Consider the following 22,006-nt stretch of genomic DNA (forward strand, 5'->3'; position numbering starts at 1 on the left):
CAGTGTTTCTGTTATTGAATCTATCATACGTAAATACTCATTAAAACTCATCGTATTATCATGTACAATGCTCATCATTGATATTTTTAGATAACTACGCCATGTTGATTGAAAGCACACACACCCCAATGATGCAGCAATATTTAACGATCAAATCTCAATACCCTGAGACGCTTTTGTTTTATCGCATGGGTGATTTTTATGAGTTATTTTATGATGATGCACAAAAAGCCGCTAAGCTTCTTGATATCAGCCTTACAACGCGCGGCAAATCCAATGGTGAACCCATTGCCATGGCAGGTGTGCCCTATCATGCCGCTGAGAACTATCTATCGCGCCTGATAAAACAAGGCTTAAGTGTCGCCATTTGTGAACAAGTAGGCGATGTTAATAACAAAGGCCCTGTCGCACGCGAAGTCGTACGTGTTATCACGCCGGCAACTGTTGCTGAAGAGAGCTTTACTGAGAGTAATGATAGCAATATTTTAATGGCAGTTTTTGAGAATAAAACACGTATGGGCATTGCCTATTTAGAGTTTACGCAGGGTGAACTAAAGGTGCTTGAAATCAAGCGTGAGACTAACACACTTCATAATCAGGTGCATCGCTTAAAGGCTAAAGAATTACTGACTTGCGAGACTAACTCCGATGAAGTTCAGTCTCATCTGAGAAATGAACAAATCTCTATTCAAAAGCGTCCTGAATGGGAATTTCAGCTCATGGGTGCTAAAAAATTAATTCAACAGTATTTTGGTCAAAATGTCTTAACTGATGAGCTCAATAAAAAACCTTTAGCGATATCAGCTGCTGGCGCTTTACTCAATTATCTGGAGAATACGCAAAAGACAGCACCAAAACATTTACACAACATCACCATCGAATCTGATGAGAGTTTATTAGATATTGATACTTCAAGTCGACGTAATCTTGAGCTTGAGACAAGTCTTTCTGGCAAAGGTAATCACACACTTTTTGCCATCATCAACAAATGCCAAACAGCGCTTGGCAATCGCCTATTAAAACAATGGTTTAAGTCACCGATAAAAGATCATCATGTTTTAAAGAGCCGCCAAGATGCGATACAAGATCTCATTCAGCAAGCCGCCATCGATGACGTCCAAATTTTGCTTAAGCAAACACAAGATATCGAGCGTATTGCCTCACGTATCGCTTTAAATAGCGCCAAACCCAAAGATTTAATCGCACTGCGACACACTTTGGGTATTTTGCCTAGTCTAAAAACAACGATTGAAAATCGTCAGCATGATCCACTGCTGATCACACATGCCAAGCATTTAACGCTATTACCACAAATTCTAGGTCTTTTAAGCGAATCATTAGTTGATGAACCACCAATTACCATTCGTGACGGAGGGGTTATCAAAGAAGGTTTTGATCAACATCTTGATGAATTGAGAAATATTAGTCAGCATGCAGGTGATTATTTAATTCAACTGGAGCAACAAGAGCGTGAACGCACTGGCATTAATACGTTAAAAGTTAGCTTTAACAAAGTGCATGGTTACTATATTGAAATATCTAAGGCACATAAAGTAGAGCTGCCTGTTGATTACACACGCCGGCAAACGCTTAAAAACGCTGAACGTTATATCACTCCTGAACTAAAATCCTTTGAAGATAAGATTCTAAGCAGTGCAGAGAAAGCACTCACCTATGAGAAAAGTCTATATCAGAATATTTTAGAGCAAATTCTTGTGGTGTACCAAGATTTGCAACAAACGGCAAAAGCAATTGCTGAAATTGACGTTTTAACGAATTTGGCAGAGCGCGCCATCACCTTAAAGTTAAATCGCCCCCAATTATCAAAAGATAAGATTTTGGATATTAGAGATGGTCGACATTTAGTGATTGAAGCTTTATCTAAATCACCCTTTATTGCTAATAGTAATCGTTTAGATGAACAAAAGCACTTACAAATCATTACAGGTCCTAACATGGGTGGTAAATCGACCTATATGCGTCAAATTGCACATATCGTATTTCTTGCGCATATAGGCGCCTTTGTTCCCGCACAAAGTGCGTTAATTGGTGATATTGATGCGATTTATACACGCATTGGCGCATCTGATGATATCAGCTCAGGACGCTCAACTTTTATGGTGGAGATGACAGAATGCGCGCATATTTTGCGTCATGCCACAGATAAAAGCCTCGTATTAATGGATGAAATTGGACGTGGCACTAGTACTTTTGATGGCTTAGCATTGGCAATGGCGTGCGCTGAAAAGCTGTTAAAAATCGAAGCTTATACACTCTTTGCCACACATTATTTTGAACTGACTCACTTGGCTGCACAGTACCCTACTTTAGAGAATATTCATTTTGAAGCGACGGAATACAAAGATACGATTATTTTCTTACACCAAGCTAAGCAGGGAGCCGCACTTAAAAGCTATGGCATTCAAGTGGCGAAGCTTGCGGGTGTGCCTCATGATGTCTTAAAAAATGCCAAAAAAATTTTATCACGCTTGGAAATGCGCGATAGTGATCCTTACGCGCCTATTCAGCAAAGCTTAGATTTTAGTTTCACTAATCATCATGAGCATAATAATAGCAATGATACAAATCATGATCTAATAATCGAAAAACTCAAAGCACTTGATCCTAATAAACTGACACCGATTGAAGCGATGACCACACTTTTTGACCTAAAATCCGCACTTGAGGCTGAAGAAAAACAACTGATTTAAAGTCGTTATTTTGGTCAATAGCTCAGTACATTAAAAACAAGTATTAGGTGATAATTAGCTGATCTAAATTATAGCCATTTTCATCACTCTACTTCCTTATAATACTGCCTTAAACTGTTCACCACTTCTTCCATCTTATTGGCACGTGATCCCTTCACTAAGATGCGTGAGCGTGTATTTTGATTTTTACTAAGGTCATCCTGTAGTGCTTTAATTAAGGGACTCTTTTGCTCAAAATAGTGTGCATGATTTCCTGCCGCTTTGGCAAGCAATGTCATCCACGCTTTATTGCCATACAAATAGACATAGTCAATGCGTGATTGTTTTATCATACACCCAATCTGTTGATGATAATACTCAGCATGCTCACCAAGCTCGCCCATATTGCTCAGCACCAGATACTTATTACCCTTAAATTTCGCTAAATCTTCAATGGCTGCTTTCACAGACTGAACACTGGCGTTATAAGTATCATCAATTATGGTTATATAATCATTTAAAGAGGTTAAAGAGAATCGTCCTTTATAGGGTTGATAATGCGCTAATGCTTTAAGCGCTGTATCAATATCTAATTGCAATGCATAAATAAAAGAAAGTGCTGTTAATGTATTTTGGATATTATGCGCCCCAACGACATTAAGCTGTGCCTCATATTGTTTTTTTGCCACACTCACTGTAAAGCTCAGTGCTGTTGTTGACTCTGTTTGCTCACATAGATAAATATTTGCATTAGTATTATTCATTGAGAATGTGACTTGATTAACCGCTAAATCGTTAGCAAAAGCATTAATTCTTGCGTCATCCAAATTAATCATTGCTTTACCCTGCGCCTTTATCCCTTGCAGTAAGGCACCCTTTTCAATCATCACACCATCAAGTGATTTTAGCTTTTCCAAGTGTGATGCTGAAACATTGGTAATACCGGCATAATCGGGCTTAATTAACTGTGTTAAATGCGGGATCTCACCTGGGGCGTTAGTTCCGGCTTCAATCACCAAGAAATCAGCATTATGCGGGGTTGACAACACCGTCATTGGTACACCAAGATCATTATTGAAATTACCATGACTGTAATGCACCTTACCGAATGTTTTAAGCATACACACTAGCATTTCCTTGGTCGTTGTTTTGCCGCAACTTCCCGTTATTGATAATACTGGCATACTAAGTGTTTGCCGATATAAAAAAGCTAAATCAAACAGTGCTTGACGAGTATCTTTGACGATGATTTGTGGCACATCAAGATTGTCTTGTTTTTGTGTCACCAAAACGGCAACGGCACCATTTTGTATGGCATTATTGATAAAGTCATGCCCATCGCGTGCGCCTTTTAATGCCACAAATAACTGACCTTCATTAATCTCTTTGGAATTAATATGTGCACCAGCAATTGCCACATCTTGTCCAATGTACTGACAGTCATTTAACTGCAAAGCCAATGACTTTAATGACTTAATCATTTTTTCTCCAAAAATCCAATACCACATCTCGCTCATCAAAATATATTTTTTGATGATTTTTATCTAAATAAGTTTCATGCCCTTTGCCAGCGAGCAAAATAACATCGTCAACATCAGCCTTACTTAAGGCATATTCTATCGCCTGTTTGCGATCTTCAATGACAATAAATTCTGCAAATTTATCATCAAATCCCGAAATAATATCTTTAACAATATCTTTAATCTCATCCGTGCGACTATTATCCTCTGTAACGATCACAAAGTCCGCCATATCTTGGGCTGCTTTTGCCATTAATGGACGCTTACTATGCTCGCGCGAACCACCACAACCAAACACGCAATATAGTTTGCCTTTTGTTTGCACACGCACGGCTTGTAAGGCGTTAGCTAAAGCATCCGCAGTATGCGCGTAATCGATAACAACAAGTGCGTTTCCATTGTGTATCAGTTTTTCAAGACGTCCTTTAGGGTTATGTAAAGAAGGTAAAGTTTTCAATACGTCGGCAAAGAGGTAATTGTTTACCAACAATGCACAAACCACTGCGGCAATATTGCTGACATTATACTCACCAATAATCGGTATCGTAATAGCTAATGCCTTGTTATTTTTAAAAAACACATCAACCACAAAGCCGCCTGAAGATATCGATTGTATTGGCATATAACAATCGGCTTGGCTATTAACAAGACTAAAACTAAAAACCTGTTTCTCTTGTTCTTCAATCAACTCATAATACAAGCGTCTGCCATAGTGATTATCAATATTAATGACGCATTTCTTAACACTTGGTAATAAGAATAATTTTCTCTTGGCTTGAAAATATGCTTCCATCGTCTGATGGTAATCCAAATGATCAACATCAAGATTACTAAATATCGCCGTTTGAATATTGACATTGACAATACGCTTTTGATCGATCGCGTGCGAAGATGCCTCCATAGCAACTGTATTAACAACCTGAGAATGGAATGTCCTAAGCATTCTTTGAAGACTTAAATTATCCAATGTTGTTAAATTAGAATCTGTTAATGTCGGAAATATCCCGTTACCAATGGTGCCTAACACACCGACCTTGCAATTAAGTGTCGATAAACTTTGTGCCAAAAAATGACAAATTGAACTCTTACCATTAGTACCTGTCACTGCAAAGATACTTTGTTGCTCAGATGGATAATCATAAAACCAGCTTGCCAAACTTGAAAGAATTGATTTTAAATTCTGAATCTCGATAACAAAGGGGCTATCCGCTGAATCAACTAAGCTAAGATCTTCGACTAATATCAGCTTAACACCTTTAGCCCGTAAGTCTTTGACATAATGATGCCCATCATGCACTTGACCTTTCAACGCAATAAAGCCATCGTTTTTTGTGACTAAGCGGTGATCTTGATAGAGGTTTTCAATTAAACAATATAGATCAGCTACAGTATCGGTTGTTTGATAATCAGTTGCTTTTAATGTATTAATTTCAGTTAGAAAGGTTCTGATTTGAGCAATAGTTTTCACGATTATTGATGATATTATTTAGCTTGACGTTTTTCTTTAACAGCAGCGGCGAGCTTATCAAGCATTTCAATTGTTTCATCCCAACCAACACAAGCATCAGTAATACTCTTGCCATACTCTAAAGGAGTCACAAAAATGGATTGATTACCCTCTTTTAAGTTGCTCTCAATCATAACACCTAAGATATCTTCACTGCCTGCTTTGTATTGCTCACAAATATCATCAATCACCAAAGATTGCTTCTTATAATCTTTGCTACTATTGCCGTGACTGCAATCAATCATCACCTTGTGAGGTAAATGATGCTCTTTTAAACCGTCAGCAGTTTGATCAACATATTCTTTGGCATAATTTGGTCCATCATTGCCGCCACGCAAAATAATATGCGCATCAGCATTACCGGTTGTTTCAAAAATCGCCGTTGTACCTTGTTTGGTAACACCTAAGAAATGGTGCTTTGATTTCGCCGCTCTTACTGCGTCAACGGCAATACCAATGCTACCTTTGGTACCATTTTTAAAGCCTATTGGACAAGATAAGCCTGAAGCTAACTCACGATGCACCTGACTTTCAGTGGTGCGCGCACCAATGGCTCCCCAAGCAATAAGATCGGAGATATACTGTGGACTAATCACATCTAGAAACTCGGTCGCACATGGCAAGCCCATATCTGAGATGTCCAATAATAACTGGCGCGCCATACGCAAGCCTTTGTTGATTTTAAAGCTATTATCTAAATCAGGGTCATTAATTAATCCCTTCCAACCCACCGTTGTTCTTGGTTTTTCAAAATAGACACGCATGATCACAACGAGCTCATCGGCATGTTTTCTCGCTTCACTCAATAAAAGTCCAGCATACTCTTTCGCAGCCTTAATATCATGCACTGAACAAGGTCCAACAACGACAACCAAGCGATCGTCTTTGTTTTGTAGCACATTGGATACTGCTTTACGCGCAGCAATCACGGTTGCCGTAGCTTCTTTGGTCATCGGATGCTCTTCATGGATGACCCCAGATGGCACTAAGGTGCGTTTGTCTTTGATACGTGTATTATCTGTTTTATCGTGTATGTCTATCACCCTCTCTACTCCACTTTATACTGTTTTTTTATTTTATACTTTTTTATTTTTTGAAATTCTATCCACTATAACATGAATTATAAACATGCCAACATGTCCTGCTAAATAATACCAAACAATTTGCGCAAAGAATTCATGTAGCTCCTTGATATCATGTAGCAATGATGCACCAATATAATTGGCAGGAATTACAAGCCAGAGAGTCCCCAAGAAAGCAACCAAAAGCAATAGTAGAAACCCTAAACCTTGAATTAACCCTGCTAGACCACCAAAATCACGATCAGGTAAACGGCAACGACACAGTAGTTTTACATCATCTATGACGAGGCTAAAACCTTTTTTATTGTAAGGAAAAAGATGCCCAAATTTATCTTTTTCTACTAAACTTGCCGCACGCAATAAATACCCTAATAATAAGAAAAAAACGGTGACACCAAAAATCTCATGAAATAGAAATAATTTTAATGTCCACGGCTCAACGCCTGGCTTTATTTTATGATGCATCCATTGTGCTGATAATAGTTGAAAGATAATGGCTAATGCAAATAACCAATGAATGACATGTGCCAATACATCATAATGTGTTTGTTTTTTCATAAATGCCTCACTCTTTAAGATATTTTTTTATAGATATAACGCGGCATAACCTCATCCGCTGTAACCTTATTTTCAAAGTCAATTCTCAACAAAATTCCCAAGGCAAAACACATAATAAGCAAGCTACTTCCACCATAGCTAATCAATGGCAATGTCAAGCCTTTGGTCGGTAGCACACCGATGTTCACACCAATATTAACAATCACCTGAAAAGCCACCCAAAAGCTTATACCATAAGCAACATAGCTTTGAAAATGGCGATTAAGCACATAAGCAAGACTGGCAATCCGCATCCCCTTCCAGATCAAATAAGCATAAACCATTAACAGCGTGATCACACCTACTGCACCCAACTCCTCAGCGACTACTGATACAATAAAGTCGGTATGTGCTTCAGGTAAGAAAAATTGCTTTTGAATACCACTACCCAAGCCATCACCAAACCAGCCGCCTCTTCCATATGAGATCAATGCTTGCACTAGCTGATAACCGGTATTATTGGGGTCTGCCCACGGATCTAAAAAACCATTTAAGCGTGCTAAACGATAGGGTTCAAAAAGCACTAGAAACGTTGCAGCAACTGCTCCTAATACAATCAAAATAATAAACCATCTTAATTTAACACCTGCCATAAACATAATGCCAAAAACACAGGTAAACATCACAACAGAAGCACCAAAGTCAGGCTCTTTAAGTAGCAATCCTGCCATTGCTGCAAGGATAATCAATGGCTTGACGACACCTTTGAATGTTTCTCTGGCAACATCACCAAAACGCACTAAGTAGGATGAGAAATACATAATCGCACATAGTTTCACGACTTCTGAAACTTGAACATTAATCACAAGCAAAGGTATCCAACGTCTTGAACCATTAACCTCGCGCCCAATATGTGGAATCAATACAGCAATAAGTAAAACAAAGGCAATGATAAGCCACAGTTTATAGACTTTCTGATAGTTATCCGTTGGCACTAATAGCGCACATATCATCGCTCCTATACCAAGTACGGCAAAGAAGCCTTGACGCATGCAATAAAAATAAGGATTACCATAGTCATAGTTTGCATCAACCATTGACGCCGAGGTTACCATGATCCAACCAAACGCTAATAGTCCCAGCACTAAAAAAACAAACGCCATATCAAGCTCAATGGTCGCTCGAACGCGCACCTTTTTGCTATTGCGCTGACTCAATAAATTACGAATAAAAAAAAGCACTCTGTTACCTTAGCTTATTAACCAATTCTTCAAAATATTCACCACGATGAGCATAGCTTAAAAAACCATCGAAGCTTGCACATGCCGGTGATAATAACACAATATCATTTTGACAAGCGAGGGTTCTGGCAGCATTAAATGCCTCATCAAAGCACTCACACAGCAGACAATCCACCTCATTGGCAATGGCTTGATAAATTAGCTTACCATCCTGCCCGTAAACTACTGCTTTTCTAACATATGCCTTAAGCACTGGGACTAATTCTCTAAAATCAGCACCTTTTGCTAAACCACCTAACATAATAATAATGTTTTGAGTCTCTTTACTTCCTAAACCGATAAGTGCGGCTTCAGTTGATGCAATATTGGTTGCTTTGGAGTCATTAATATATTGGGTGCCTTTAAATTTTCTAACCAAACGACAGCGATGCGCAAGCGGGTTAAATGTTGCAATTGCTGATTTAATCTTGGCTTTATCACCATCTGATAAAATCATTAGCCCACCTAAGATAGTTAGCACTGCTAATATATTCTCAAGATTATGCTTGCCTTGTAATATCAGCTCAGACTGCCGACAAAATAGCTCATTATGAAATATTGCTTTATCATCATCGACATAAGTCGCGTCATTATTAAAGTATGAAAAAGTAGCATCCGTTCTATGATTTAATACGTCTTTTTGTTTGGCATTCATCACACGATAGTTGCCACGCGCGAGCAATGCCAACTTTGCATCACAGTACGCCTGATAGTCAACATAGCGATCCAAGTGATCAGGGGATAGATTAAGCACTGCTACAACATCAAACTGCGCATGCTTTAGTAAATCAATCTGAAAGCTTGAGACCTCAAGCACATAAACATCCACTTCATCATCAATCAAATTCAAAGCAGGAATGCCAATATTCCCGCCTAGAGCAGCATTCATCCCAAGACTTTTCAGTACATGGAAAAGTAAAGAAACAACGGTACTCTTGCCATTTGAACCAGTAACTGCAATCATTTTCTGCTTATTATTTTGATTGCGATTATACGATATAATATGTAATGCAAATAACTCAATATCACCAATCACTTTATGCCAATGAATGTGCAATTGATCAAATGGTGCTTTATTCACTGGAATGCCAGGCGCTACAACAATTAAATCATAACATTCAAGATTGATATCATTAAAGTTTTGATAATCAACCTCCACACGGGTGTTTTTAGAATTCTGATCAAAGATATCTATCTCTAGCGCATAAGCGCTTAAGTAATCAACAACCGCAACACCTGAAACACCAAGACCTGCGACTAATACACGTTTGATTTGTTGTGTTTGATAATAAAAGAAAGGCTTTAACTCAATCATTGCATCGTCACATTAGCGCACTTTAAGTGCCGCAAGCCCGATTAATACAAAAATAACCGTCAAAATCCAAAAACGCACCACCACTTTGGTTTCAGGCCACCCTTTTAACTCAAAATGATGATGAAGTGGTGCCATTTTAAAAATTCGTTTCTTTCTTAATTTATATGAGCCAACTTGCAGAATAACCGAAACCGTTTCCATGACAAACAAAAAGCCCATAATAAAAAGCACTAATTCTTGACGAATAATCACCGCAATGGTGCCAAGTGTCGCCCCTAATGCGAGCGAACCAACATCACCCATAAACACATCAGCCGGGTAAGCATTAAACCACAAAAAGCCAAAACCAGCGCCAGCAATTGCAGCACAAAAGACAACAAGCTCATCAATACCAACGTTGGGCATATAATCAAAAAGCAAGTGCCCTGCAAAGGCACTATTGGTAATCACATAAGCATAAATGGCAAGCCCCATTGCCACCAACACAATCGGTAAAATTGCCAATCCATCTAAGCCATCGGTTAAATTCACCGCATTGCTACTGCCCGTTATCACAAAATACCCCAACAGAATAACCCAAGCACCTAGTGGAATACCCCAGTCTTTGCTAAATGGAATCGATAAACTAAAATCCATATAGTTATGCAATAACGCATAAATCCATAGCATTGCCATTATCGCGAAAATCGATTGCATCAAATACTTATATTTCGCGCGCAAACCTTTAGGGTGCTTTAATACTAACTTTAGGAAGTCATCTAAAAAACCAATTAGACCAAAACTGACAAGTACAAAAAGCAGTACCCATATAAAGGGACTATTTAATTTTGCCCATAATAAAATAGATACAACAATGGAAAAAATAATTAAGCACCCTCCCATTGTTGGCGTATTTTTCTTAACCAGATGCGTTTGCGGACCATCATCCCGCACCACCTGCCCTATCTGCATTTTACTCAACCAACTGATCATCGGTTTACCAATAAATAAACTAATCAACAACGCTGTTAATGCTGCCATTAGCGAGCGCACCGTCACATAACTGCTGAAAATATGCATAAACGTAAAATACTGTGACAACCAACTGGTGAACCATAATAACATCTAAAAAAACCTTGCCTTAAAACTTAAATTACACTGTTGAAAGCCAGTGCACTACAAATGCAAAGTATTCTAGTAAGCCTAATTGCAGAATACAACCAGTGCTGCGTTTAAAAGATAATAAAAAAGGGGCGTAACGCCCCTTCTTATTGTTTATAGTTGTGGGTAGCTGATGATTACATCATGCCAGGCATGCCCCCCATTCCGCCCATGCCACCCATAGCAGCAGCTGGATCAGCTTTATCTTCTTTGATCTCACCAACCATTGCTTCGGTTGTGATCATAAGACCCGCAACAGATGCCGCGTGTTGTAGCGCTGAGCGAGTTACTTTCGTTGGGTCTAAGATACCCATCTCGATCATATCACCATAAGTATCATTTGCAGCGTTGTAACCGTGGCTGCCATCTTTAGCGCGAACATTATTAACAACAACAGAGGCTTCACCACCGGCATTTTTAACGATCTGACGCAAAGGGGCTTCCATCGCACGACGCATTAATGAAATACCATGATCTTGGTCTTCATTGTCACCTTTTAGGTTTTCAAGAGCTGCCTGTGCGCGAAGTAAAGCCACACCACCACCGGCAACAACACCTTCCTCAACCGCAGCGCGCGTTGCATGAAGCGCATCGTCAACACGGTCTTTTTTCTCTTTCATTTCAACTTCAGTCACAGCGCCAACACGGATTACCGCAACACCACCTGCTAATTTAGCTAAACGCTCTTGAAGCTTCTCGCGATCATAGTCAGAAGTTGACTCTTCGATTTGCTTTTTGATTTGAGCAACACGTGCTTCGATATTCGCTTTTTGACCTGCGCCATCGATAACTGTCGTATCATCTTTGGTGATTTGCACGCGTGAAGCCGTACCTAAATGCTCAATTGTTGCTTTCTCTAACGTTAAACCAACTTCTTCAGCAATAACCGTAGCACCTGTTAAGATGGCAATATCTTCCAACATTGCTTTACGACGATCACCAAAACCTGGGGCTTTAACCGCTGCAACTTTAACAATACCGCGGATATTGTTAACAACTAATGTTGCTAATGCTTCACCTTCGACATCTTCAGCAATGATTAATAATGGTTTACCAGACTTAGCAACACCTTCTAATGTCGGCAATAAATCACGAATATTAGATACTTTCTTATCGACGATTAAAATGTATGGATTTTCAAGCTCAGCCGTCATATTCTCTTGATTCGTTGCAAAATATGGTGATAAGTAACCACGGTCAAATTGCATACCTTCAACAACGTCTAACTCATCTTCAAAGCCTTTACCTTCTTCAACCGTGATAACACCTTCAGAGCCAACTTTAGCCATTGCTTTAGCAATCAACTCACCGACGGTTGCATCAGAGTTTGCAGAAATTGTACCGACTTGCTCAATCGCCTTGTTATCAGCACATGGCTTAGAAAGTGCTTTTAATGCATCAACTGCTTTAATCGTTGCTTTATCAATGCCACGCTTAAGATCCATAGGGTTCATGCCAGCTGCAACTGCTTTTAAACCATCTGTTAACAAAGCTTGTGCTAAAACAGTTGCTGTTGTTGTACCATCACCTGCAATATCAGCAGTTTTTGATGCAACTTCTTTAACCATTTGCGCACCCATATTGGCAAACTTGTCTTTTAATTCAATTTCCTTGGCAACAGATACACCATCTTTAGTGATTGCAGGGGCTCCAAATGATTTCTCAAGTACAACATTGCGTCCTTTTGGACCTAGTGTGACTTTTACTGCATTGGCTAATGTATTAACACCATCTAGCATACGTGCACGAGCGTCATCTGAAAACATTACTTCTTTAGCGGCCATGTTTCTTTCCTCTTAAATTTCGTTTTGTTTACTTTTAACTAAAAATTTTGCTTTTAAAGTCGATCATCTGATGATGGTATTACCCTCAGTATTGGGCGTATGCAATACGCCCCTACCGAAAATCAACAGACATATCACGTTTTTATTCAACAATACCCATGATATCTTCTTCACGCATCATCAATAGTTCTTCACCATCAACTTTAACTTCATTGCCAGCGTACTTCCCGAATAACACTTTATCACCCACTTTAACATCAAGCGCACGAACGCCACCGTCTGTTAAAATCTTACCGTGACCTGCTGCAATAATAGTACCTTGCATTGGTTTTTCCTTAGCGCTATCCGTTAAGATAATCCCGCCTGCTGATTTTTCTTCTTCCTCAGCGCGACGAACCAACACTCTATCATGTAAAGGGCGAATTGCCATATTTAGACTCCTTTTTTAAGCTATTGTTAAACATTAGTTGTTTATTGCAGGCAGAAATATGGTGATAGCAATTTGCATTTCAAGAATTTTTTCAAAAGTTTTTTGCTTTATTTTTCAAGGCTCAAATCATTGATTATTTTACACACAAAAATCATCTTTAGTTCTAATAGCACTATCTTTAAGAGGATCACTAACCATCCATGGCAGCTTCGCACTGGATCCTCACGCCATCCTGGCTCAGGATGACAAATCAGAGGATGTCATTGCGAGCATGGATGTGTGGCAATCCATTTTATCAGGGATGGTTTGTTTAAATTCGTTGCAGAGCCTATATTTACAAGCTATTTCTTAAGGTAGTGCCATTAATCTTTAGTTTAACTTCAAGCATATTTCACCCATGTGAGTGACATTCAACATTGTTGTAAACATCACCAACCAATCGGCAATCTGTTTTTTAATTCATCCTTTAATCGATCTTTTACCGCACTGGTGCCTGATTCAATTAAAATATTCTGTAACTGGGCATTATTCATCTCAATGACAGGATTGCTCAGACTACCTTTCACATTAAATTTTAGAGGCAACTTAGCTAATGACTGATTGACACCACCAGCATTAACCTTAGCATTATAAAACGTAATATTTGCAGGCGCATTCAGCTGAATATCACCAGATTGCCATGCCCAAGCCCCATGCATACTAATATCATATGTCTTAGCAGTGAGATTAAAATTATTGCCAAACTTAATATCACTTAATAGTTTATCCGCAGACATATTTTTGAGCATTAAAGCAAAGCTTGGTGCAATCCGACTATTATTGGCACTGACAAAATCAATGTTTACACGCTTATCAACACTGACAATATTAATTTTTGTCGGTGCAATGGTAAGCCACGGTTGTGTTGAAAGATTACTTGCAGTGACATTTAATTGTAAATCATCATTATAATGAATGTTATTGATCATAAGATTTGATATCACTAAGGTCGGTGATTGTTCAATTAGGTGCAGTGCCTGCCTTTGCGCATATTGATAGACCGGTACAGCATCGTTACTTTCTTTACTGGTGGCTTTATTTTCCTGAGCTACGGACTCAGGTGCTAGCCATTTAATCACGCGCACAAGTTTAGTCAGATAATCATAATACGTGTTTGCATTTTTAATGTAATGGCGTACATCAAATTGTTGTATTTTATCTTCTTTACTCATATCCTCCGCTGAGTTTACTATTTTTGCTTTATCATCAACTTGAGTCGCAACATCACTATCTGCACTGGTATTAGCATATAATGATGCTTTGCTTTGACGTTTGCTATTCGTTAATACACTATCAACAACCACATCACTTAGCTCAAGGCGTTTTGCCAACAATGAACCAATATTGACTTCAGCCTTTAGCTCTTTTGCAAAGAAGCTATTTTGATATAAGTTCTCAGGGTTAGCAAAAGCCACATCCTTGATAACTATTTTTCCATCTAAAGCATCAACATCAAGTTGACCTATATCCACTGTCGCACCATTCACCTTAGTTAATTGAGTTACTAAAATGTTTTTGACAACTTGCGACTGCAAAAAGCTACTCATAATAAATAACAGAATAATGATAATAACCGTTACAATCACACCCCACCAACGAAAGGGGTGCTTGAGTTTTTTATCACGCAACTGAACCCAATCAACTTTATGTGCTGATTTTCCAAAAACTGCCCATGATATGACTTTGATAAATCGCTTATTAATGATTCTATTGTACGCTTCTTTTTCAGTCTGTAGCACTGCCATTTTAACTTTGATATTTTTGGCAGATCGAGCAAGCATAAATCCCAAAATCACACCAAGGATGATTGCCAAGATAAAGCTACCAGCCACCAGATAATAATCAAATCCGGCATATGCTAATATTGGCGCATTGATCATCCATTTAAATAAAGGTTGCAAGAAACCATCGAGTAGCCAAGTACCAAGATGGTAAGAAATTCCCTCTAAAATAAAGGATAAAATTTCAGCAATCGCAAAAATAATTGCTGCCACCACTAAATTGACATTTAATAGTAATAAAAGCAAAACGACAATAAGATAAATAAGTGGCGCATGTTGAAACCCTGGCATAAATCCTAAAACAAAACCAAATAATGCTGCTAAGAAAAGCTGCATCGGATTAGATTGCCCTGTAATAATTGCTATAAGTTTTTTGATAAATTTCATCGTGATATCCTTTCTAAATCGACTCTCAAACAAACTTTAGTCTAAAAAATTGATTCACTCAAGCTTGATACGCTTAACAGTTAATTGTAAACACAGGTTTTCATAGCCCCTCTAGCAATCTCTCGTTATAATGCAGCCAACTTAATTTTGCTAATTCGCTATTTTATGGATTTAATACACTATCTTATTGACTTTGTGCTCAACCTAAATGTTCATATGAACACATTGGTTAATACCTTTGGTCTTTGGACTTATGCATTGTTATTTTTAATCATTTTTTGTGAAACCGGATTAGTCATTATGCCTTTCTTACCCGGTGACTCTTTGTTATTTGCCGTTGGCATTATTACTGCCACCACTAATTTAAACGTTCACTTAATGGTATTTGTACTGGCATTTGCTGCCATCTTGGGTGATAACGTCAACTATTGGATAGGTCATTTGTTTGGCGAGAAACTTTTTAAACCAGATGCCAAAATTCTTAAAACATCTCACCTTGAAAAAACGCATCAATTTTTTGAAAAATATGGTGCCAAAGCCATTATTATCGCGCGCTTTGTACCCATTATTCGCACATTCACCCCATTTGCTGCAGGTATGGGTGAGATGCCCTATCGCCGCTTTGTCACCTTAAGCGTTCTTGCTGCGTTTATATGGGTCGGGTCAATTACCTATCTTGGTTATTTCTTTAGTAATATTCCATTTATGCAGGAAAATTTCAGCTATCTTGTTATTGCTATTATACTTGTCTCAATCACCCCTGCCATTATTGAAATAATTAAAAAGCGCCGCTCACTTAAAAAACAAAAAAACAGCTAATTGTCATCTTTTTAATCATGATACATTTCGTATGATTCAGTATGTTTATTTATCAACAAATCATTGATAATCTACCTTCATCTTGGCAAGTTCAAAAGAAAGCTAATACACTGTTGCAATACTCTGGGGGGAGGATAGGGTGTTTAGCAAAGTTAAGACAAAAAACAAGATCTTAATTTTGTTAAACTTGCCCTTAGATTTATAAAACAACTTATCAAACCCTTTTCTAAATAACAATAAATCCAGTGCGTCACCTTAAAAATTTAAAATACCTTTATTTAAGAAATGATGCAGCATCCTCAATTTGCCTTACGATATGCAAATCTCACAAAAAAACATTGCGTATTTTAAATGTGACCGTACAATCACTAATCAATTTACGATAACTCTTAAAGAATATAATTTTATGATCGAAAATTTACGTAATATCGCGATTATTGCCCACGTTGACCATGGCAAAACAACACTGGTCGATAAACTATTACAGCAATCAGGAACTTTACAAACACGTGGTGCTGAGGTTGAGCGCGTAATGGACTCAAACGACCTGGAAAAAGAACGTGGCATCACGATTCTTGCCAAGAATACTGCCATTAAATGGAATGATTATCGCATCAACATCGTCGACACACCAGGGCATGCTGACTTCGGTGGTGAGGTAGAACGTGTCATGTCAATGGTTGATTCGGTGCTTCTTTTGGTTGATGCTGTTGATGGTCCGATGCCACAAACGCGCTTTGTAACTGAAAAAGCCTTCGCGCGCGGTTTAAAACCCATTGTTGTTATTAATAAGATTGACCGCCCAGGGGCGCGCCCTGATTGGGTGATGGATCAAGTGTTTGACCTATTTGATCGCTTAGGTGCCACTGATGAGCAACTTGACTTTCCTGTTGTCTACACATCGGCATTAAACGGCTTTGCGACAATGGATGAAAATGAAATCACTGACAATATGAACGCCCTATTTGAAACGATTGTTGAATGTGTATCGCCACCTGAAGTTGATGAAAATGGTGCATTTCAAATGCAGATTTCATCATTGGATTATTCAAGTTTTGTTGGCACTATTGGCATTGGTCGCATCAAACGTGGCAAGATCAAAACCAATACACCCGTGAGCATTATTGATAAAAATGGCAACACAAAACAAGGTCGTGTATTACAAGTATTAGGTCATATGGGACTTGAGCGCGTTGAAGTGCCTGAAGCATCCGCAGGTGATATTGTCTGCATTACCGGTATTGAGGGTATTAATATCTCTGATACCATTTGCGCATTAGATTGTGTTGAAGCGCTGCCGCCACTATCGGTTGATGAACCAACGATTTCGATGACTTTCCAAGTAAACAACTCGCCATTTGCCGGTCGCGAAGGTAAGTTTGTCACTTCTCGTCAAATTAAAGATCGTTTGGAAAAAGAGCTTTTACACAATGTAGCCCTTCGTGTTGAGCAACTTGATGATCCTGATAAATTCAAAGTCTCTGGTCGTGGTGAACTGCATTTATCTATCCTACTTGAAAACATGCGTCGCGAAGGTTTTGAAATCGCTGTATCTCGCCCCCATGTGATCTTTAAAGAAATTGATGGCGAAATGTGTGAGCCCTATGAGCAGGCGATTATCGATGTTGATGAGCAATATCAAGGTTCTGTGATGGAGAAAATGGGCTTACGCCAAGGTGAGCTTAGAAACATGGAGCCCGACGGCAAAGGCCGTGTGCGCTTAGAATTTGTCATTCCGTCGCGTGGTTTAATTGGTTTTTATACTGAATTTTTGACCATTACCTCAGGGACTGGCATTATCAACAAAATATTTGATCATTATGGTCCAATGAAAAAAGGTATTATTGAATCACGTTTAAATGGTACCTTAATTTCAAACTGCGCAGGTAAAGCATTGGCCTTTGCTTTATTTAATCTTCAAGAACGCGGCAAGCTATTTATTGGGCATGGTATTGAAGTTTATGAAGGCATGATTATCGGCATTAATTCACGTGATAATGACTTAACCGTTAATCCATGCAAAGGTAAGCAGCTAACGAATGTACGTGCTTCTGGCAAAGATGAGAGTATTGTGTTAACTACGCCAATTAAAGTCACACTTGAGTATGCATTAGAGTTTATTGAAGATGATGAACTCGTTGAGATCACACCAAAATCGATTCGTCTACGTAAGAAAATGTTGACTGAATCAGATCGTAAACGTCACTCACGGTCAAAAGAGTAATCTGCTATAAACATAAAGTTGGCTGAGCGTTAGTCGAAGCTATTTATCTTTGCATACTCTTCGACTTTGCTCAGAGCACGCTTAAACGAATATTTGATCGTAACCCAATACATTCACCATCATTTATGACAACATCTTAATCGCTTTATGCAGTCCTTGAACCAACATATCAACATCTTCTTTGGTATTATAAACACCAAACGATGCACGCACCGTCGATGGCACGTTATAACGCTGCAATAACGGTTGCGCACAATGATGCCCTGTGCGTACACAAACCCCTGATAGATCAAGCAGTGTGCCCAAATCATTAGCATGAAATCCATCAATAACAAAGGTAATGACTGCGGCTTTATGCGCACTTTCACCTAATATTCTAAGCCTTGGAATGCTTTGTAATTTCTCTGTAGCATAGTGAAGCAACATTTCTTCATGCGCTTTAATCTTACAAATCCCAATGCTTTGCACATATTCAATCGCTTTAGATAAACCAATCACACCAATAATATCAGGAGTACCTGCCTCAAACTTATACGGTGGTTCAGCAAATGTCGTCTCATTCATCGTTACAAGCTTGATCATGTCACCCCCACCTTGGTAGGGAGACATTAAATGGTGCCATTTCTCTTTGGCATATAACACGCCAACACCCGTAGTGCCATAAAGTTTATGTGAGGAAAAAGCAAAGAAGTCACAGTCTAAGTCAACCACATCAATTTTCTGATGAACGACAGATTGCGCACCATCAACAACAATCGCAACGTCAGGATGTGTTTTGCGAATATTTTGAATAATTTCTTTAATGGGATTAATCGTCCCTAATACATTTGAGCAATGTGTTAACGAGACAAGCTTTGTTTTTTCTGTCAATAAGGATGGCAAAACGGATAAGTCTAGTTCACCTTTATCGGTTACCGGAATATATTTAATCGTCAAGGGTTTATGTTTGCTCATTAATTGCCATGGTACAATATTGGCATGATGCTCCATCTCGGTAATGATAATCTCATCACCGGCATTAAAGTACTGATCTAACAACGAGCTTGCCACCAGATTAATCGATTCAGTTGTCCCTTTGGTAAAGATAATTTCTTCCATCTTTTGTGCACCAATAAAGTGCTGAACGATTTTGCGCGTGCCCTCGTATTTTTCAGTGGCTTGATCACTTAGATAGTAAACACCTCGATGGACATTAGCATAGTCATTGGTGTAGCTATCTTTGACCGCATCAATCACGATATTTGGCTTTTGTGCTGAGGCACCAGTGTCTAAAAACACCACCGGTTTACCATGAATGGTTTGCTTTAAAAAAGGGAAATCCTGACGAATTTTTTGTATATCTAACACTTTAAATGCTCTGCTGCTGTATTTAATCAACCTCATCATTCTATGACAAAATGATATCAATGGCATAGCCTAAATAATTAAAAAGTATTTATATTTTCCTTAAACCCTATTAATAGATCCAATTTACTAAAAATTTCATACCTCTCTTTGTCGGTAATACTGGTAATTAATGTTGGTTCTAATCTTAGCATTGAAATTGATCGACACTGCTCAGGCAAAGCAAAGCTATCCTGCTGTAAATGATCCCTTGCCGTTATCTTGACGTGCAAAATTCGGCTTTTATCATATGACTGTGTACTCAGTGGACAAATAAATAAAGGGGAAATACCACTATCAAGAAAAGTCTGATGTGTTAATACAATGACCGGCCTTTTTTTGCCAATCTCACTGCCTTTATTTGGGTTTAAATTCGCCAAGTAAACACCCGAATTTTTAAGGTGTTTAATCATCATCTAAGCCTCTTTCAATTTCATGTAACTCTCTTTGATAGTCTGAATTACCACTCATTTGCACTAAAAATTGCGCTATTTCCTTGCGTTCATTTTTGCGCTTTATGCGAGCAATTTCATGCTCGATAGCATGAGTAATAAACTTAGTTCTGGATAAGCCTAACGACTTTGCGATTAACATACTCTCTTTCTCAAGTGCATCATTCAACTTTAATGAAATCGTTGACATAGTAACCTCCATATTTTTAAATATATTTTAGTATATCATAAAATATATTTAATGCACTCCAAACGGTACACTTTGCTCAAAGGTTAAATCAGCAAATCGACAAAAACGTCCTTCAAAATGTACTTTAATATTACCTATCGGACCATTACGCTGTTTACCAATAATAATCTCGCCTAAGCCTTTATTATCTTCCTTATCCTTATGATAGACTTCATCTCGATAGACAAACATAATCACATCAGCATCCTGCTCAATCGCACCAGATTCACGTAAATCTGACATCATTGGACGTTTATCCGCACGATCATCAACGCCACGATTAAGCTGTGATAAAGCAATAACAGGCACATGTAACTCTTTGGCAAGAGATTTTAATGCACGTGATATTTCTGAGACCTCTTGTGTACGGTTATTTTCATAACCTGGTACTTTCATTAACTGCAGATAATCGACAACAATCATACTCAAGCCGCCTTGCTCTTTATAAAGCTTACGCGCACGCGAGCGCATATCAGCAGGTGATAAACCCGCACTATCATCAATATGCATATTGAAATCTTTGGATAACACTTCCATTGCTGTTGTGATCTTCGCCCAATGCTCATCTTCTAGGCGACCATTCCTTAGCGCATTTTGCTCAACGCGACCAAGAGATGAAATCATTCTAAGCACAATATCTTCTGATGGCATCTCCAAACTAAACACAAGTACCGGCTTTTCAGCACCTCTGGCAACATTCTCTGCTAAATTCATGGCAAAGGTTGTTTTTCCCATGGATGGGCGCCCGGCAACAATCACTAGATTCGCAGGATGCAAGCCTGAGGTTAATTCATCCAAGTCTGTAAAGCCACTGGAAATACCGGTAATACCATCACTTGCTTCCATCATCGCATCAATGCGATCAATCACACTTGGGATAATGTCACGCACCGACTTAGGACCATCACTGCGCCCAGTATCGCTCTCAGCAATTGATAAAATCTTCTGCTCAGCGACATCCAATATATCTACAGCTTTACGCCCTTCTGGCACGTAAACCATATTGGCAATATCAGTGGCTGTATTTAAAAGCACACGTAATTTTGAGCGCTCTTTAACAATTTCAGCATAGGCGACAACGTTAGCAGCTGTTGGCGTATTCTTGGCAATCTCAGCTAAATAGTGAAGCCCCCCTGCTTGCTCTAACAATTTCTCATTTGACAATGAATCGCTTAAAGTGATGATATCAAAAGGTGATTCATCTTTAATCAGCTTTTGCATTTGGCGAAAAACAATACGATGTTGTGTACTATAAAAGTCATCAGGTCGCAAAATTTCTTCAATCTTAAACCATGCCTCATTATCCAATATCAACCCACCAATGACTGAACGCTCAGCATCGATTGAGGATGGTGGTCGCTTGATATTCTCAAGTTGGCTATTTAAAGACATTACTTCATTTGGATG

At 38.7% G+C, this 22,006-nt stretch carries 17 protein-coding genes; 3 read left to right on the forward strand and 14 right to left on the reverse strand.

All coding sequences use genetic code 11. The annotated features are described in order from the left end of the window. The first annotated feature begins 101 nt into the window (after positions 1-101). Entirely contained in the window at positions 102-2,711 is a 2,610-nt protein-coding gene (gene mutS / locus ACTS4L_RS08205; RefSeq protein WP_440617231.1) for a DNA mismatch repair protein MutS, read from the forward strand. An 83-nt stretch (positions 2,712-2,794) separates the two neighbouring features. Here mutS and ACTS4L_RS08210 read toward each other — a convergent pair whose 3' ends face one another. From ACTS4L_RS08210 to ACTS4L_RS08255, 10 genes are all read right to left on the reverse strand, one after another. Then, positions 2,795-4,171: a UDP-N-acetylmuramoyl-tripeptide--D-alanyl-D-alanine ligase gene (locus tag ACTS4L_RS08210; RefSeq protein ID WP_440617232.1), complete on the reverse strand. Its 1,377-nt coding sequence runs from the start codon at positions 4,169-4,171 to the stop codon at positions 2,795-2,797. Further along, positions 4,164-5,678, reverse strand: coding sequence for a UDP-N-acetylmuramoyl-L-alanyl-D-glutamate--2,6-diaminopimelate ligase (locus ACTS4L_RS08215; protein ID WP_440651926.1), 1,515 nt, complete (start codon positions 5,676-5,678; stop codon positions 4,164-4,166). Before ACTS4L_RS08215 ends, ACTS4L_RS08210 begins: the two co-directional genes overlap by 8 nt. A 14-nt stretch (positions 5,679-5,692) precedes the next feature. After that, positions 5,693-6,760 carry a 3-deoxy-7-phosphoheptulonate synthase gene (locus ACTS4L_RS08220; RefSeq protein ID WP_440617235.1) on the reverse strand — a complete coding sequence of 356 codons (1,068 nt, stop codon included), beginning with the start codon at positions 6,758-6,760 and terminating at the stop codon, positions 5,693-5,695. 33 nt (positions 6,761-6,793) lie between these two features. Continuing rightward, a complete protein-coding gene (locus ACTS4L_RS08225; protein ID WP_440617237.1) occupies positions 6,794-7,357 on the reverse strand; it encodes a cytochrome b/b6 domain-containing protein in 564 nt (187 codons plus the stop codon). A gap of 14 nt (positions 7,358-7,371) precedes the next feature. Beyond that, positions 7,372-8,577, reverse strand: coding sequence for a putative lipid II flippase FtsW (gene ftsW, locus ACTS4L_RS08230; RefSeq protein ID WP_440617238.1), 1,206 nt, complete (start codon positions 8,575-8,577; stop codon positions 7,372-7,374). A 4-nt stretch (positions 8,578-8,581) separates the two neighbouring features. Then, on the reverse strand, positions 8,582-9,931 hold the full coding sequence (gene murD / locus ACTS4L_RS08235) for a UDP-N-acetylmuramoyl-L-alanine--D-glutamate ligase (protein ID WP_440617239.1): 1,350 nt from the start codon (positions 9,929-9,931) through the stop codon (positions 8,582-8,584). A 12-nt stretch (positions 9,932-9,943) separates the two neighbouring features. Continuing rightward, positions 9,944-11,035: a phospho-N-acetylmuramoyl-pentapeptide-transferase gene (gene mraY / locus ACTS4L_RS08240; RefSeq protein ID WP_440617240.1), complete on the reverse strand. Its 1,092-nt coding sequence runs from the start codon at positions 11,033-11,035 to the stop codon at positions 9,944-9,946. Positions 11,036-11,208: 173 nt separating this feature from the next. After that, the gene (groL, locus tag ACTS4L_RS08245; RefSeq protein WP_440617241.1) at positions 11,209-12,855 is read right to left on the reverse strand and encodes a chaperonin GroEL; all 1,647 of its coding nucleotides are present in this window, start codon (positions 12,853-12,855) and stop codon (positions 11,209-11,211) included. A gap of 142 nt (positions 12,856-12,997) precedes the next feature. Further along, complete coding sequence (locus ACTS4L_RS08250) at positions 12,998-13,285, reverse strand: co-chaperone GroES (protein ID WP_440617242.1); 288 nt, start codon at positions 13,283-13,285, stop codon at positions 12,998-13,000. Positions 13,286-13,713: 428 nt separating this feature from the next. After that, entirely contained in the window at positions 13,714-15,492 is a 1,779-nt protein-coding gene (locus ACTS4L_RS08255) for a TIGR03546 family protein (RefSeq protein ID WP_440617243.1), read from the reverse strand. A gap of 165 nt (positions 15,493-15,657) precedes the next feature. Between ACTS4L_RS08255 and ACTS4L_RS08260 the strand changes: the two genes are divergently transcribed. After that, positions 15,658-16,311: a DedA family protein gene (locus ACTS4L_RS08260; RefSeq protein ID WP_440617244.1), complete on the forward strand. Its 654-nt coding sequence runs from the start codon at positions 15,658-15,660 to the stop codon at positions 16,309-16,311. A 406-nt stretch (positions 16,312-16,717) separates the two neighbouring features. Next, positions 16,718-18,535: a translational GTPase TypA gene (gene typA, locus ACTS4L_RS08265; RefSeq protein ID WP_440617245.1), complete on the forward strand. Its 1,818-nt coding sequence runs from the start codon at positions 16,718-16,720 to the stop codon at positions 18,533-18,535. A 123-nt stretch (positions 18,536-18,658) separates the two neighbouring features. Here typA and ACTS4L_RS08270 read toward each other — a convergent pair whose 3' ends face one another. The 4 genes from ACTS4L_RS08270 to dnaB all read right to left on the reverse strand — a co-directional run bounded on the left by ACTS4L_RS08270 (position 18,659) and on the right by dnaB (position 21,991). Beyond that, a complete protein-coding gene (locus ACTS4L_RS08270; protein ID WP_440617246.1) occupies positions 18,659-19,882 on the reverse strand; it encodes an aminotransferase class V-fold PLP-dependent enzyme in 1,224 nt (407 codons plus the stop codon). Between the two features lie 77 nt (positions 19,883-19,959). After that, on the reverse strand, positions 19,960-20,334 hold the full coding sequence (locus tag ACTS4L_RS08275) for a type II toxin-antitoxin system PemK/MazF family toxin (protein ID WP_440617248.1): 375 nt from the start codon (positions 20,332-20,334) through the stop codon (positions 19,960-19,962). Beyond that, positions 20,324-20,560 (reverse strand): hypothetical protein, encoded by a 237-nt coding sequence (locus ACTS4L_RS08280; protein ID WP_440617250.1) that lies wholly within the window; start codon positions 20,558-20,560, stop codon positions 20,324-20,326. The genes ACTS4L_RS08275 and ACTS4L_RS08280 overlap by 11 nt, the downstream gene beginning before the upstream one ends. A 48-nt stretch (positions 20,561-20,608) precedes the next feature. Continuing rightward, the gene (gene dnaB / locus ACTS4L_RS08285) at positions 20,609-21,991 is read right to left on the reverse strand and encodes a replicative DNA helicase (protein WP_440617259.1); all 1,383 of its coding nucleotides are present in this window, start codon (positions 21,989-21,991) and stop codon (positions 20,609-20,611) included. Positions 21,992-22,006 lie beyond the last annotated feature (15 nt).

It is taken from the genome of Cysteiniphilum sp. 19S12-1 (genome assembly GCF_052030685.1).
Lineage (GTDB): Bacteria > Pseudomonadota > Gammaproteobacteria > Francisellales > Francisellaceae > Caedibacter.